Source organism: Salicibibacter halophilus (genome assembly GCF_006740705.1).
In the GTDB taxonomy this organism is placed as follows: domain Bacteria; phylum Bacillota; class Bacilli; order Bacillales; family Marinococcaceae; genus Salicibibacter; species Salicibibacter halophilus.
Genome location: NZ_CP035485.1, coordinates 2,760,263 through 2,775,396, shown reverse-complemented (window position 1 = coordinate 2,775,396; position 15,134 = coordinate 2,760,263). Strand labels below are relative to the sequence as shown.

Below are 15,134 nucleotides of genomic sequence, written 5' to 3'. Positions count from 1 at the left end.
TTCTTACCAATGCGTCTAAAACAAAAGATGATTTCAACTCTTGCCATCTTTGTGCCCTGAGGCCCAAGTGTCCAATATGGCCGTTCAAGACTACTTGCCAGACGCATCCCAGGGACATATGGGTATTATTCTTCACGAACCTTCCTATGCCTTTGCTCTTGATGCACTGGAACACGAAGGGCGAATAAGGATCGGGGGAAGCTTGGAACGAAAGGAAGCCGGTCCGTTGCACCATGTCGACTTTCGTTGCTCGTCTTTTCCCATTTGGGCGTCATGATGAAGAGACTTACGTGTTTATGGATGAAAGTCATCATCATCGAGAGTGGCGTGAACAACTTCAACGGATTCTAACTCATTTAAACTGTTGTTTTTTAAATCGATCATTATGAGACGAGACAAGCGCATAACGGTCGGCATCAGGATGGATATAAAGCTTTGCGGCATTGACGGCTAATCCAGCCTCCGTAAAGGCCCCAGCAATCAGTGGAATACTACTTGAATGATTCGAGATATCTCCGGCCGCGAAGATCCCGGAAGCTGATGTTTCCATATGAGGGGAGGTGAGCAACCGGCGTTCTTCCACTTGTAAACCCAGGGGATGATGATTCAGAAAACTCAAGTCTGGCTGATAACCATGATTAACAATGACTGCATCTGTCCTTCGAAGATGACACTGTTCATTTTCACAATGCTTCAATGTCACTTGTTCAATACAACAACCATCTGGACTTGCTTTGACATCGTCAATGGCATAGGGGGTGAGAATATCGACCGAAGATTGTCGCATCTTCTCCACAAATTTCTCATGTCCTCCAAATTGATCACGTCGATGGACAACAGTGACACTTTTGGCCATCGGTTCAAGCTCATTAGCCCAATCAACAGCTGAATTCCCTCCACCCGAAATGATGACATGTTTATGTCGAAACTGTTCCATATTATTTACCGTATAGTGAAGATTAGACGTTTCAAATTTTTCGGTACCCTGGATGTTCAACTTGGCTTGGCGTAAGATCCCATAACCTGTGGTCAAAATAATGGCTTTCGAATAATGGTCACGGTTTTTGTTAGTCGTAATATGAAAAAGACCATCATCCATTCTCTGGATATCTATGACCTGCTCCCCCATTGCAATCGCAGGATGGAAAGTTAAGGCTTGATCGACAAGATGCGAAATGAGTTGCGTGCCACTCGTTGGCGGTAACCCGCCAACATCCCAAATGGTTTTCTCCTTGTACACGTTCACTTTTCCGCCCAGCTCTTTTTCATGTTCGATCACTTTCGTCTTCAAATCGCGCATCCCACTGTAAAAGGCCGCATATAAGCCTGCCGGCCCCCACCTATGATCGTAACGTCATAACACTCCAGCATGGTGATACCCCCTAAAGGTAAATGTTTTGTAATTCTCGGTTATCGGTATGCCTTAACAAATCATAGCTTAAACAAACCGGCTTCCCACTCCTTGGATCAGAAACAATATCCGCGTGAATGTGGAAGACATCACGTAAAACTTGGGCACACATGACCTCCTCAGGCGCGCCTTCCTGCACGATCGATCCCTCACGTAACGCCACCATATAATCGGCAAAACGAGAAGCATGATTGATATCATGAACGACCAAAACGATCGTGCGCCCTTGTTGTTCATTTAAATGCCGTAAGACTTGCAACACTTCAAGTTGATGAGCAAGATCCAGATACGTCGTGGGCTCATCAAGCAGCAACAATTCCGTTTGTTGGGCAAGCGCCATGGCAATCCAAACGCGCTGGCGTTGCCCGCCAGAAAGGGTGTCTAAAGATCGTTCGGCTAAAGCTTCCAAGCCGGTCTGTTCGAGCGCAAGATCAATAATGTCGTGATCTTGTTCGCGCAATGTTTCGAACCCTTTTTGATGGGGGTGTCGTCCGTACGCCACGAGCTCCCGCACTTTTAAACCACTCGGTGCCTCAGGTGCTTGCGGCAATACCGCCATCTTTTGGGCGATTTGTTTCGTCGGTTGGGTATGAATCGACTTCCCGTCTAAATAGACGAATCCTTTTGAAGCCTTCATCACGCGAGCCAACGTTTTTAAAATCGTCGATTTTCCGCAACCGTTCGGGCCGATAATGGTTGTAATTTTTCCTTCCGGAATGTGCAACGTCAAATCATTGACAATGGTTTCTTTATCATAACGGATCGATAAATGATTCGTTTCCAGGCGTGTCATTGTTTCACCTCACTATGGGGTTTTCATAAGCAAATACAGAAAATACGGAGCGCCAATAACAGCCACGACAATGCCTACAGGTATTTCTGAAGGTGAGAGAACATTACGGCCGATCATATCCGCGAATAGTAAGATTAAGGCCCCCATCAGAGCAGCTGTCGGAATCATGGCCTGATGGCGCGGACCAACAAGACGACGAGCAATGTGAGGCGCCACAAGACCGAGAAATGAAATGGCCCCTCCAACAGATACCGATACCCCCGCTAACATGACCGCCCACACGAGTAAATGCCGACGGTTACGCTCCACCTTGACCCCTAATGAAACCGCCGGTGGATCTCCTAACCGCAAAATGTTCAAGGTCCTCGCATGCGCTATAACGAGGGGGATAAGGAGGAGTATCCATGGCAAAACAGCTAGTGTATTGGCCCAGCTCGTTCCCCAGATATCCCCGTTTAGCCAAACCGTGGCTTGCATAAAGTCATTGGGATTCATACGCAGTTGAAAAACAATAAGAATCGCTGTGAACCCTGCATTTAAACCAATGCCGACGAGGACTAACCGAATCGGGGTTACTCCCTTTTTCCAAGCAAGTGTATAGATAAGAAATGCTGCTGTAATTGCACCGACAAATGCGAAAAGGGGAAGAGCAAAGATCGTATCACCTAATGTCGTGTAAGAACCTTGGAAAAAGTAAATAAAAAGCACAATCGCTAGCCCAGCCCCCGCGTTGATGCCGAGAATCCCTGGATCGGCTAGTTCGTTACGGGAAAGGCTTTGTAAAATCAACCCTGAAACCGCTAACCCAGCCCCAGCTAGCAATGCAATCACCATTCTTGGTAATCGAAATTCGAATAAAACGAGGGCATGCTGTTCAGTACCATCCCCCATCAATGTTCGCAAAACATCAGGAGGGGCAATCGTCATCGTTCCCATTTGCAGACTTAAGAAAAAAACACCAAATATCAAGCCCACAATGGCCGTATAGATCCATACGATCCGCTTCATGTCAGACACCTCTCCCTTCTCTGCGAGCGAGATAAAGGAAAAACGGGACGCCGACCAAAGCCGTTATCGCGCCCACCGGTGTTTCATAAGGGGCATTGACCAGTCGAGCTAGAATATCTGCAATAACCAATAGCAAACTGCCAAGAATGGCTGAACACGGCAGAATGTAGCGGTAATCAAGACCAACTAAGGCACGGGTGATATGGGGAATGACTAAACCAATAAAACCAATGATCCCGGCAACAGCAACAGCCGCTCCTGTCATAAGCATCACGGCAACGATACCCATGGTTCGAACCATACTTGTGCGTTGTCCTAAACCTTGAGCCACATCCCTTCCCAAACTTAAAATGGTGATCGAACGAGCTAACAAGAGGGCTATGACCATACCTATCATCACAATGGGAAGCATAAGTTGAATGTGTTGCCAATCGATATTGGCCAGGCCACCAGCAAACCAAAAACTTAAATCTTGGGCAACGTCAAAATAGATAGCAATCCCTGAGGATATAGCGCTTAAAAAGGCAGCAATCGTGACCCCTGCTAACGCAAGTTTAGCTGGTGTTAGTCCTCCCTTGGCCAACGAACCAACAAGAAAAACAAGTGCCGTTCCAACACCAGCCCCGATAAAAGCGGCAAATAAAGATCCGGTGTAAGGAACACTAGGGAAAAAGGCAAACATGATGGCGAGCGCCAAGGCCGCGCCATCTGTAACCCCAATAATGGAAGGTTCTGCAAGTGGATTTCTTGTCATTCCTTGCATTAGTGCTCCCGAAACGGCAAGAAAACTCCCAATAAGAACAGCCCCAACTACCCTTGGAAAGCGTATCTCATGGATAATCTGGTGATCTGTTAGCGAGTCATCATAAGCGATGATCGTCTGCCACACCGTTGAGGGTGTGATACTTGCCGCGCCTAAAGAAATAGAAATCACACTGGCGCAGACTAAGAGCATCGTGCCAACCACCACGATAATGATCACGGCCATAGGTTTTGCGTGTACCTGTTTCGGCGCAGGGGACGTTTCATTCACCATTAAGCGTGCATCCTTCTTTCTCATTTAGCCTTCGGCTTCCATTTCTCGAATGATGTCCACAAATAAATCAATCTGATGGTAAACAGAAATGGGATCATAAGGGTAAAAAGTATCGAAATCATTAAGGCGATAACGCCCATTTTGTACGGCATCTAACCCTTGCCATACGGAGGATTCTTCAATTTGGTCTTTGGCATGATGCTGATTTTCTGGATCATAACTCGTAAGAAACATATAATCAGCCGCATATTCAGGGACTACTTCTTGAGAAAGCATGAGCACATCTTCTTCCTCCATGACTTCGTTTTCAATAATATCGGGTGCTTCTAAATCCAAAGCGTCATATAATACTTGGCCTCCACGACCAAAATTTTCCCCGAAAACATATAACTCATTGTCATTCGTTATTTCGTAAAGGCCAAAGGTCGCATCCGCAGGCACATAATCCTCGATTTCCTCCCGAGCCTCTTCAGCGTGATTGTGATAGTCATTCAGGAATGCCTGTGCTTCTTCCTCTGCTCCTACAATGGCTCCAAACATCTCTGTCATATCTTCAACGTTGGTCGCTGTGTTATATGGAATATGTACCGTAGGGGCAATCTGCTCTAACTGCTCAAGATTTTCATCATACATGACCAAAATTAAGTCTGGATCCAACTCCAGAATTTTTTCGACATTTGGTGGTTCCCCAATATCTTCAACCTCTGAGAGTTCCTCTTCGAGAAAAGGATTATCAAACGCTATTGACCCTGCCCCCACGACATTGGCTCCAACGGTTAGTAACTCACCAGCATAAAAATCAGTGACTATACGCTCAGGATCTTCGGGCACTTCAACAGATTCACTTCCAATAGCAACAGTGCGACTGGCTTCTTCTGGTGTTTTCTGAGCAGAATCATTCCCGCAAGCCGTCAACGTAAGCAAAAAAAACACCATGATTATGCCCTTTTTCATCTCTATCTTCTCCTTGCTATGAACAACCGTATTTTTCATCTCTGCGATGGGGCGGTTCGGAAGCAGTAACATCATTCCCTTTTATATTAATTGATAATGATTATCAATGTCAACTAATGGTTGATGGTCCGTTGAGTGCTCAGAGAGAAACATAAATTCCAGACGCTAGATTGCGTTTATCTAATAATACGAAATTTAATATTCCGAGTATGTGCTGCCACACGCAAAAGGCGCATCCTGACGTTTCAGTCAGAATGCGCCTCCTGCCCATTGATCTACGATTCTTCGTCATGATCTTTTTTCTTCAAGCGGTTCTCAAACTTGTCCAATTGTCTTGTCGCGAAGTCGCGGCCCCCGATACCGAAGGAGATCGCGAAAGCGACTGCGAATCCACCGAGGATCAAGAGGAAGGCAATTTTCACAATCGAGCTTGCGAAGCCGAGCTGATCCAATGTCATAAATACGGCAAAGAGAATGACGGTATATTTGACGATCAGCGCCGAGAAGGAACTGCGCGTATAGCGAACAACGGCTTTCTCCAAGAAATTCCCGGCAATAAGCCCGAGTCCAATGATCAGCAATGCACTGATGAGCAACGGCAGATAGACGATAATGGCATTGCCGATTTGATTTAGAACGTTTAAATCAATGACTTCCAATGCTTGAACCGTGAAGAACAGAATGATTAATACTTGAACGATTCTACCCAGAACATCCGGAAGGTCAAATTTCTGATCCTCCCTCGGACCGAAGCCGATCGCTTCGTAAACACGATTGATATTTGTGCGATTTAATAAACCGGTTAAAAGTCGGGCGGTAAAAGTGGCGATATAGTAACCGGCAATCACAAGAATAATCGCGACAAACAAGCTTGGAATAATGTTCAATATCGCGCTTAGCACAACAACAATCGGTTCGGAAATCGTGTCTATGTTTAATGCTTCCAGAGCAATGGTGATAATGGGGATTAGAACGATCACCATGACAATGTTAGCTATTGTTGTTGATAGTTTTGCAGCATCCGGTCTTTCCTCGTTATTGGTTCGCAATTTATCAAAAAAACGGTCAAAGTTCACGGTGTCCAGTGCACTTTGTACAAGATTACGGACCAACCGGGCAATTAAAATACCAACAACTAGAATAATTGTCGCCAATAATAGATTTGGTAAAAATGCCAGCACCGACTCCATCATATTCGAAATCGGCCGCGCGACGGACGTCATATTCAATGCATCCAATATGCTTGGAACAAACAAGATGAAGACTAAATAATACGCGATCGATCCGGCGGACCCCGCAAGTTGTTCGCGGCTATCTTTGTTTTCATTTCTTTCGCTCCTGCTTTCATTTTCCTCCTTCTCCATAAAATCCGGCATTTTTATTTTCCGGATCACGGAGGTAATGATCCCCTTTACAATCTTGGCGATCACCCAAGCCAGCAACAATAGCAAAAGCGCCGTTATAATATTCGGCACGGCTTGTAAAAGTTGTGACAACATATTTTCCATGGTATCCATTTATGCTCACTCCTATTGTAAAATGTACATACTATGGGCTACCCTAGTACTGCCATTTATAAACGAAGAATGGTGTCAAAGATTATGAGTTTCCTCTCTAATTTTTTGTGATATGATACGGATAAACACCTATGAAAGTAGTGTTCCATCTTGAAAATAGAGAGGAAAAACCATACCGTCTATCCCATCATCGTTCCTGTGAACAATAGTCTAAAAAGTATTAATTTCTACTTATATCAGTCTGGAAACAACCTTACCTTGATCGACGCTGGGTTACACAATGAAGAATGTTGGAATGCTTTATTGGAAACATTGAAACGAAACGAATTTTCCATTCAAGATATCACACAAATTTATTTAACCCACCACCACATCGACCATGTCGGCTTAGTCGATCGAATCGTACGCAATCATCCGGTGCCTGTTTATGCCCACCCTCATTCCATCCCTCGTTTGAAAAGGGATCGCGATTTCATGGAACGAAGGGTAGCATTTTTTGAAACGTTATACAGGGAGGCCGATTGTGGCGAAGCCGGCGAAAACCAAATTCGTTATTTACAAAATGCTTTGCAAAAGAACGAAAAAAAGGCGATGCAGTCGGACATTCACCCTTTTGACCCCGCGCAAATCGACCTGGAGATCATGGAAGTTCCCGGACACGCGCCGGACCAAGTGTCCTTTTTCCACGAAGAAACAGGCTGGTTGTTCGGTGGCGATTTGCTGATTCAGCATATCTCCAGCAACGCGTTGGCCGAACCCGATTTCGAAGGACGAAGGCAACGCCCTTTGCTGCAACATATGGATTCGATGGAAGCGGCAGATTCCTTGCAACCGACGACTGTTTATTCAGGCCATGGCGAAGTCATTTACGATGCTTCATCCTTGGTGCAAAAGCGAATCCAAGAAATCGAAGAAAAAGCGGACAAACTCGCGCTTCTCATCTGCGAGGGATTAACGACGGCCGCCGGTCTCGCGAAAAGTTATTATGAAAAAAGGTACGACAGTCAATTCCCCCTTGTAATGTCGGAAATTCTTGGCCACTTGGATTATTTGGAAGCGAAAGAACGGATCGGAAAAGAAAAAATGAATGGCGTGTGGCATTATCATGATAAAAAGGCATAAATAAGCAAAACCAGGGGGATGCTGATACCGGTAAGGAGGTGTGGAAACTATGGCCAGAATCGGTGTGGAAGCCTCACTATCGGATGTACAGGCAGCACTGGAAGAAAAGGGGCATGATGTCGTCTCTCTCCAGCAAGAACAAGACGCCGCTGACTGTGACTGCTGCGTGACCACCGGAATGGATAGCAATGTCATGGGGATGAGCGATACAGCTTCGCAAGCTCCAGTCATTGAAGCTCAAGGATTAAACGCCGAGCAAGTTTGCAATGAGGTGGAAGATCGCTTAAATCAAGCGGAATAGGGAACCCGGACAAGGGTTCCTTTTTTAGTGAATTGCGGACAATCCGCACGGTGCTACCCCAATAAAGCATCTATCTCCCCGTTCAATATTTATGCATACATTGGTGTAGACGAGCATATCATTGGGCAGAAAGAACGCCTATTTTGAATCGGGGAGTTTCCATTATGAAAAAAACGATGATCATCGTTGCGATTGTTGTTTCCGCTCTTATATTGGTTGCGGGCGCCTTTGCGCTTTATCTTTATGTTTCGTTTTCATCGACGGCTAATGATATGCATGCGCCGATTGACCGAGAAGGGTCAAACATTCGTTCCGAACAGATTAATTTTGAGGATAACGATCCTGTTTCTTTTTTATTGCTCGGTTTAGACGCTGAAGAGGCAGATTACGGCAGGACGGATACGATGATTGTCGTAACGGTAAATCCCGGCGATCAATCGATGAAAATGCTCAGCATTCCGCGCGATACAAATGCAGAACTTGTTGGGCGCGGCTGGAATGACAAAATCAATCATGCCTATTATTACGGCGGAGAAAAAATGGCGATGGACACGGTGGAACATTTTTTGGATGTGCCCATCGATTATATCGTTACCGTTAATATGGATGGGTTTGAAGAAATGGTCGACGCCGTCGGCGGCATAACCGTCATCAATGATCTTGAATTCGAATATGCCGGGGAGGCGTTCCAAAAAGGGGAATTGGAATTAAGCGGAAAAGAAGCCCTTGCATTCGTACGCATGCGCCAAGATGATCCCCTCGGGGACTCGGGGAGGAATGAGCGACAACGCCAAGTCATTGAAGGCGTCCTGCGCGAAGGGGCGAACATGTCATCCGTTACAAGCATCGGATCCATCCTTGATGCAATTGGCAAAAACGTACAAACGAACATGGAGTTTCAAGACATGATCGACATGCAAAACTATGAACCCAGCATTCATGATTTGGAACAACTCACCCTAAGCGGTGAACACGCCCGTTTGGACGGGGTGTACTATTATGTCGTCGATGAACTGGATAAAGAACGTGTCTCGAATAAGCTCCAGGAGCATTTGGAACTTGATTAGCGGATGGCAAGTTGGTTTATTTTATTGGCGCATACAAGCACATTGCCTCCCTTCTTCTCTTTATTCGTGATATAATCTTCGTAACATATGCGATGTAGGGGAGAATGTACCGTTGAATATTGGCATTAGTGTCGCCTTGTTTGTTTTTTTACTCGTTGCAACAGCGTTTTTTGTGGCCGCGGAACATTCCATCTCGCGAATGCGGAACACCCACCTTGAAGCGCTCGCTGCAGAAGGCAACAGAAAAGCTGCACTCCTGAAAAAGATGATCGCGCATCCCGAAGGGTACCGTTCAGCTGCCCAACTCGGAATTGCGATAACGACGATCGGTTTGGGCTGGCTAGGCGCATCCTTGACTGAAACAGTTCTTGCGTCGTTGCTCACCTCCGTAAATGTACCGACGGAAACAGGCACCATTGTTTCATTGATACTCGCCTTTGTCCTTGTCACTTTTCTGTACATCGTGATCGGGTTGCTGGCACCTAAAACTGCTGCAATGCAACATTCGGAGACGATTAGTTTTGCTGTTGTACGTTTGCTTCGTTTTTTTTATTTCATTACTTATCCCGCCATTTTTGTGCTTAACGGGGTCGCCAACGCATTTGTGCAATTGTTCGGGCTCACACCGGCCAAACATTTGGATGAAGCCCACACAGAAGAGGAATTGCAGGCGTTGCTTACGGAAAGTTTACGGCACGGAGAGATCAATCAAGCCGAGTTCGGGTACGTCAACAACATCTTCGCGTTCGATGAACGAAAAGCCAATGAAGTCATGGTTCCGCGCACCGATATGGTTTGTCTTTATCGGGACGAACCATTGGAAGCGTCGATGAAAAAAATTAAAGATAAGCGCTTCACTCGTTATCCGATGGTCGGTGAAAATAAAGATGATGTCATCGGCTTCATCAATACGAAGGAATTTTTATTGGTGAATTTGGAAAGAGAACAAATCAACATCGATGAAATCACCCGCCCTGTTCTTACCGTCTCCGATCAAACCCCGATCAAACGATTACTGAAAAAAATGCAGACCGAGGGCGCCCACTTAAGTGTTTTAATTGATGAATACGGCGGAACGGCCGGTTTGGTAACCATTGAAGACATTCTCGAAGAAATCGTCGGGGATATCCGCGATGAGTTTGACGAAGGGGAGATGCACGAAATCGAAGAGATTGCCAGCGGTCATTTCCTCGTCGACGGGATTGTGCTCATTGACGATATTAACGCGTACCTCTCCGAGAAAATTGAGGAAGACGACTTTGATACGGTCGGCGGCTGGTTATTTTCCATAAACCCGAACATCCAAGAAGGTGAAAAATGGAAAATCGGAGCGATGAAGATCCGCGTGATCAAACGAGATGCATACCGCTACCGGAAACTGGAAATTGTTATGGAGGAAGAGGACGAATAGAGGTTGTCCGACGGGACAACTTCTTTTTTTATTTTCGTGGTAGACGTGGGTATCGAGGGATAATTTTTCTACCATATTTCATATTGATTTTTAGTAAGCGCTCCCATTATTATATAAAGGGTCACCCTAAGAACAGACCATCATGAAAGAAAGTAGGTAACGAATGTCAGAGAATGAACTTCCTCAATCAAGGTATACGAAGCGCAATCTAATCGGCCTGATACTGGGCCCTTCTTTATTTCTCCTTGCATATTTTCTAATTCCCGAGAGCGAGCTTAGTCACGAACCTCGCGTTGTTTTAGCTACGACCATGCTTGTCGCTACATTCTGGGTAACAGAAGCTATTCCTTTGGCGGCTGCATCTTTAGTGCCGCTTGTTCTTATTCCGGCGTTTAGAGGCGCTGAGATTGAAACCATCGCGCCTGCGTATTCCGACCCTACCATTTTTATGTATGGAGGCGGTTTCGTTATAGCGCTGGCGATCGAAAAGTGGAACCTTCATCGCCGAATTGCGTTGAGTGTCATTCAAATGATTGGTTCACAAAGCCACCGAATCACGCTGGGCATTATTATCTCTACCGCGATGATTTCCATGTTTGTCTCCAATGCCGCCACTGCATTAATGATGTTACCCGTGGCGATCGCGCTGATTACAGAAGTGAAAGAAAAAGAGATTTTCACCGGAAAAAATCTAGATAATTTCTCAAAAGGGATTTTACTTTCTGTTGCTTACGCCGCAACCATCGGGGGGCTTGCCACACTTGTAGCTGCTGTCCCTAATGCTGTATTAGCAGGAATCGTAAATAACCAACTTGATCGAACAATTACTTTTTTGGATTGGCTGATCTTCGCAGGTCCGGTAGCCCTTGTGATGCTCATTGTCCTCTACTTTTACCTTACCCGGCTCCAATTCAAGGTGAACGTATCTCCTGATGAGCAACCATCGCTTGATTTTATTCAAGAGGATAAAAAAGCCTTAGGCCCTTTCAATCGAAATGAAGGCATGGTCACCATTGCTTTCTGTATCACAGTTTTCTTTTGGGTGTTCAAAGGCGCCATCGATTGGCTATTTGCATCATTTATGGGCATACAATTAGGCTTAGAGGAAAATCTTCACGATGGTACGATTGCAGTATTTGGTGCGCTCCTGCTCTTTTTCTTGCCAAGCACGGAAAAGGGGGAACGTATTCTGGAATGGGAGGACATGAAACGATTGCCCTGGGGAGTATTGATCCTTTTCGGAGGTGGACTAGCTTTAGCTGAAGGGTTTAGTTCCTCCGGGCTCAATGATTGGATTGGTGAAACACTTCAGTTGTTGGAACAATTCTCATTTATTATTATCATCTTATTGCTCGTCACAATTGTATTAGGGATTACAGAAATTCTCTCTAATACCGCGGTAGCCAATCTGGTCATTCCACTTACCGTAGGGATGGGGATCGCGATCGGAATTGACCCTTTACCTCTCATGGCGGCAGCTGCTCTTTCAGCCGGATCTTGCTACATGCTTCCCGTTGCAACACCACCGAATGCTGCCGTCTTTAGTGCAGGCGTCTTGCATATCGGTGACATGGCAAGAGCCGGAGTATGGCTTAACCTATTTTCCATTATTGTGATCACACTTGCCGTTTATTTTTGGATGCCGATTGCTTTCAACCTGTAGAAAAGGTGAGATCCAGACGGGTCTTTTTCCCACTCTCTATTATATTGCACGTCCTTAATAAAACTATGATAAAATGTAAGTCAATATTATCAATATAAAGAGGCGATCGCTCTATGATGCAGTTTGATCCTTGGTATCATCCTTACTTTTCAAAAAGAACCCCTATGTACAGCCAGCGTGGGATGGTTGGCACTTCGCAGCCACTCGCGTCCGAAGCTGGTCTTGACATGCTAAAAAAAGGCGGGAATGCGGTTGACGCCGCGATAGCAACAGCCGCGGCATTGACGGTTGTCGAGCCTACTTCGAATGGCATTGGCAGCGATTCCTTCGCCATTGTCTGGCTGGACGGTGAGATGTACGGGATGAATTCCAGCGGGCGTTCACCCGGCGGGATTTCGATTGATGCTGTGAAAGTACGCGGCTTTGATGCCATGCCGCGAAACGGTTTGATTCCGGTGAACGTTCCCGGTGCTCCCGGGGGTTGGGTGGCGTTATCGAAACGGTTTGGAAAATTATCCCTGAAGGAAGTGCTTGCTCCAGCGATTCGCTTGGCTGAAGAAGGTTTCCCGGTGAGCCCAATCGTATCGAAGCATTGGAAAGCCGCCGTTCATTTATATCCGGCGGATCAACCGGAGTTCAAACCTTGGTTTGATACGTTTACCCGCCAAGGGAAAGCGCCGGAACCCGGAGAGATTTGGCATTTGCCCGACCATGGCGCTACACTGCGTAAAATTGCGGGAACGAACGGAAAGGCTTTTTATGAGGGGGAACTTGCAGAGCGCATTGATCATTTTTCCCGTGAACATAACGGTTTTCTTCGCGGAGAGGACATGGAACAATTTAGCATGGATTGGGTGCAACCGCTATCCGTGAATTACAAAGGCTACGATGTCTGGGAACTGCCGCCGAACGGACAGGGAATCGTCCCTCTTATGGCGATGAATACTTTGAACGGCTTTGATTTGCCGACAAAGGAAAGCACGGAAACATACCATGTGCAAATGGAAGCACTTAAACTGGCTTTCATGGATGGGTTTGAGCACATTACCGATCATGAACACATGAGCGTAGATCCGAAAGCTTTACTTACATCGGAATACGCGGCTGAACGGCGTTCTCTCATTGGTGATGAAGCCATTGAGCCCAAAGCCGGAACCCCGCCCCGAGGAGGAACCGTTTATTTAGCGACCGCCGACGGAGAAGGCAACATGGTTTCCCTGATTCAGAGCAATTATGCCGGCTTCGGATCCGGTATCGTGATCCCCAGCACCGGCATCAGCATGCAAAACCGCGGCTGGGAATTTTCGTTGGATAAAAATGCAGCAAACGCGCTTGCGCCGAATAAACGGACGTATCACACGATCATTCCGGGATTTTTAACGAAAGGCGATCAGCCCATCGGACCGTTTGGCGTTATGGGCGCATACATGATGCCGCAAGGCCATTTGCAAGTGCTCACCAATGCCATTGATTACGAGTTTAACCCGCAAGCCGCCCTGGATGCACCGCGCTGGAAATGGCTTGGCGGCAAAACAATTGAAACGGAATCCCACTTCCCGGCAGAGATTGCACGACAGCTCATACGCAAAGGCCACCATATTAAACCTACACTCGAAGCCGGAGGATTTGGCCGCGGACAAATCATTTGGCGGAACCCGGAAACCGGGGTGCTCGTAGGCGGCACCGAATCCCGGGCGGACGGGCATCTGGCGATTTGGTAAGGGGCGATAAAAATGGACGCTCGAAAACAATGGCATATTTTCGTCGCCATGCTGCGGGCCAATTTGCTCGGCTACGGCGGCGGACCGCCAACGATTCCGCTCATCCATAAGGAAGTCGTAGGAACGTATAAATGGATGGATGATGAAGAATTCAGTGATATCGTTGCGCTCGCGAATACGCTTCCGGGGCCAATCGTGACAAAGTTGAGCGGCTACATCGGCCATTATGTTGGCGGCGTATTCGGAATGCTCAATGCTTTGGCCGCCGCTGTTTTCCCGACGGCTATCCTGACGATTCTCTTGGTAGGCACCCTTGTTTCTTTTCAAGATATTCCCGCCGTCCAGGGAATGACCCAAGCGATCGCGCCGGTGGTTGGCGTTTTGCTCATCGTAATGACCTACAATTTTTTAAAACAATCCAAGCAGAAAGTTGGGTTTTGGGGCACATTTCTTTTAACGATCGTAAGTTTAGCCGTGCTTGAATGGTTTAATGTTCACCCGGCCATATTAATCGTCGCGTTAATGGTTATCGCCCTTAGCCGAAAACCAAAAGCTGCATCCGAACAGAAACAAGAACAGAAAGGATAGCCTAACCATGGTTTATTGGCACTTATTCGTCGCATTTCTCATCCCCGGTGTCGTTGGCTATGGCGGGGGGCCCGCTTCCATTCCCCTGATCGAACACGAGGTCGTCCATCGGTTCGATTGGATGAGCACCCAACAATTCGGAGAGGTTCTCGCTCTCGGAAATGCCCTCCCAGGTCCGATTGCAACGAAAATGGCTGGCTTCATCGGCTTCGAAGTCGCGGGGATCCCGGGCGCGCTCGTCGCGATCTTTGCCACAGTGGCGCCCAGCCTCGCTGCCATGCTTTTGTTGATGAAGTTTTTATTAAAATATAAAAACCATCCTCGCGTCCAACAAATGACCGCGCTAATCCGCGCGCCCATCGCTGTACTGCTCGGCGTGCTGGCATTTCAGTTTTTTTCCATGTCATGGAGCGACTCCGGCGCTGTTCAGACCGTGGTGCTCGTCGGCGCGAGCCTGCTGCTTTTGGAAAAATTCAAAGTGCACCCGGTGATCGTTATTATAGGGGCGCTTGTGTATGGAGCGGTGGTACTGGCTTAGAAGG

At 46.7% G+C, this 15,134-nt stretch carries 14 protein-coding genes and 1 pseudogene; 9 read left to right on the top strand and 6 right to left on the bottom strand.

Annotated elements, in window-relative coordinates:
- Positions 1–40: 40 nt before the first annotated feature.
- A complete protein-coding gene (locus EPH95_RS19280) occupies positions 41–277 on the top strand; it encodes a hypothetical protein (protein ID WP_227003914.1) in 237 nt (78 codons plus the stop codon).
- A 75-nt stretch (positions 278–352) separates the two neighbouring features.
- Here EPH95_RS19280 and EPH95_RS13570 read toward each other — a convergent pair.
- From EPH95_RS13570 to EPH95_RS13545, 6 genes and pseudogenes are all read right to left on the bottom strand, one after another.
- Positions 353–1,371 (bottom strand): annotated as a pseudogene (locus tag EPH95_RS13570) (NAD(P)/FAD-dependent oxidoreductase).
- 11 nt (positions 1,372–1,382) lie between these two features.
- Positions 1,383–2,204 (bottom strand): ABC transporter ATP-binding protein, encoded by an 822-nt coding sequence (locus EPH95_RS13565; protein ID WP_142090598.1) that lies wholly within the window; start codon positions 2,202–2,204, stop codon positions 1,383–1,385.
- A 12-nt stretch (positions 2,205–2,216) separates the two neighbouring features.
- Positions 2,217–3,212, bottom strand: coding sequence for a FecCD family ABC transporter permease (locus tag EPH95_RS13560; protein WP_142090597.1), 996 nt, complete (start codon positions 3,210–3,212; stop codon positions 2,217–2,219).
- A 1-nt stretch (position 3,213) separates the two neighbouring features.
- Positions 3,214–4,248: a FecCD family ABC transporter permease gene (locus EPH95_RS13555; RefSeq protein WP_142090596.1), complete on the bottom strand. Its 1,035-nt coding sequence runs from the start codon at positions 4,246–4,248 to the stop codon at positions 3,214–3,216.
- A gap of 24 nt (positions 4,249–4,272) precedes the next feature.
- Positions 4,273–5,202: an iron-hydroxamate ABC transporter substrate-binding protein gene (locus EPH95_RS13550; RefSeq protein WP_142090595.1), complete on the bottom strand. Its 930-nt coding sequence runs from the start codon at positions 5,200–5,202 to the stop codon at positions 4,273–4,275.
- Positions 5,203–5,477: 275 nt separating this feature from the next.
- A complete protein-coding gene (locus EPH95_RS13545) occupies positions 5,478–6,719 on the bottom strand; it encodes a mechanosensitive ion channel (RefSeq protein ID WP_142090594.1) in 1,242 nt (413 codons plus the stop codon).
- Positions 6,720–6,917: 198 nt separating this feature from the next.
- On the opposite strand from EPH95_RS13545, the gene EPH95_RS13540 reads away from it, so the two are divergent.
- From EPH95_RS13540 to EPH95_RS13505, 8 genes are all read left to right on the top strand, one after another.
- Positions 6,918–7,841: an MBL fold metallo-hydrolase gene (locus EPH95_RS13540; RefSeq protein WP_227004150.1), complete on the top strand. Its 924-nt coding sequence runs from the start codon at positions 6,918–6,920 to the stop codon at positions 7,839–7,841.
- Positions 7,842–7,890: 49 nt separating this feature from the next.
- Positions 7,891–8,142: a YkuS family protein gene (locus EPH95_RS13535; RefSeq protein WP_142090592.1), complete on the top strand. Its 252-nt coding sequence runs from the start codon at positions 7,891–7,893 to the stop codon at positions 8,140–8,142.
- 164 nt (positions 8,143–8,306) lie between these two features.
- Positions 8,307–9,209 carry an LCP family glycopolymer transferase gene (locus tag EPH95_RS13530; RefSeq protein ID WP_142090591.1) on the top strand — a complete coding sequence of 301 codons (903 nt, stop codon included), beginning with the start codon at positions 8,307–8,309 and terminating at the stop codon, positions 9,207–9,209.
- Positions 9,210–9,321: 112 nt separating this feature from the next.
- The gene (locus tag EPH95_RS13525; protein ID WP_142090590.1) at positions 9,322–10,620 is read left to right on the top strand and encodes a hemolysin family protein; all 1,299 of its coding nucleotides are present in this window, start codon (positions 9,322–9,324) and stop codon (positions 10,618–10,620) included.
- Between the two features lie 163 nt (positions 10,621–10,783).
- The gene (locus EPH95_RS13520) at positions 10,784–12,283 is read left to right on the top strand and encodes an SLC13 family permease (RefSeq protein WP_142090589.1); all 1,500 of its coding nucleotides are present in this window, start codon (positions 10,784–10,786) and stop codon (positions 12,281–12,283) included.
- A 116-nt stretch (positions 12,284–12,399) separates the two neighbouring features.
- On the top strand, positions 12,400–14,004 hold the full coding sequence (locus tag EPH95_RS13515) for a gamma-glutamyltransferase family protein (RefSeq protein WP_405127459.1): 1,605 nt from the start codon (positions 12,400–12,402) through the stop codon (positions 14,002–14,004).
- Between the two features lie 12 nt (positions 14,005–14,016).
- Complete coding sequence (locus EPH95_RS13510) at positions 14,017–14,592, top strand: chromate transporter (RefSeq protein ID WP_142090587.1); 576 nt, start codon at positions 14,017–14,019, stop codon at positions 14,590–14,592.
- Positions 14,593–14,599: 7 nt separating this feature from the next.
- The gene (locus EPH95_RS13505; protein WP_142090586.1) at positions 14,600–15,130 is read left to right on the top strand and encodes a chromate transporter; all 531 of its coding nucleotides are present in this window, start codon (positions 14,600–14,602) and stop codon (positions 15,128–15,130) included.
- Positions 15,131–15,134: the final 4 nt, after the last annotated feature.

Bases quoted from the DNA above. Each gene is read 5' to 3' on its own strand.
- EPH95_RS13565 (WP_142090598.1), bottom strand. From the start codon at position 2,204: ATGACACGCCTGGAAACGAATCATTTATCGATCCGTTATGATAAAGAA.
- EPH95_RS13560 (WP_142090597.1), bottom strand. From the start codon at position 3,212: ATGAAGCGGATCGTATGGATCTATACGGCCATTGTGGGCTTGATATTT.
- EPH95_RS13555 (WP_142090596.1), bottom strand. From the start codon at position 4,248: ATGGTGAATGAAACGTCCCCTGCGCCGAAACAGGTACACGCAAAACCT.
- EPH95_RS13550 (WP_142090595.1), bottom strand. From the start codon at position 5,202: ATGAAAAAGGGCATAATCATGGTGTTTTTTTTGCTTACGTTGACGGCT.
- EPH95_RS13545 (WP_142090594.1), bottom strand. From the start codon at position 6,719: ATGGATACCATGGAAAATATGTTGTCACAACTTTTACAAGCCGTGCCG.
- EPH95_RS13535 (WP_142090592.1), top strand. From the start codon at position 7,891: ATGGCCAGAATCGGTGTGGAAGCCTCACTATCGGATGTACAGGCAGCA.
- EPH95_RS13530 (WP_142090591.1), top strand. From the start codon at position 8,307: ATGAAAAAAACGATGATCATCGTTGCGATTGTTGTTTCCGCTCTTATA.
- EPH95_RS13520 (WP_142090589.1), top strand. From the start codon at position 10,784: ATGTCAGAGAATGAACTTCCTCAATCAAGGTATACGAAGCGCAATCTA.
- EPH95_RS13515 (WP_405127459.1), top strand. From the start codon at position 12,400: ATGCAGTTTGATCCTTGGTATCATCCTTACTTTTCAAAAAGAACCCCT.
- EPH95_RS13510 (WP_142090587.1), top strand. From the start codon at position 14,017: ATGGACGCTCGAAAACAATGGCATATTTTCGTCGCCATGCTGCGGGCC.
- EPH95_RS13505 (WP_142090586.1), top strand. From the start codon at position 14,600: ATGGTTTATTGGCACTTATTCGTCGCATTTCTCATCCCCGGTGTCGTT.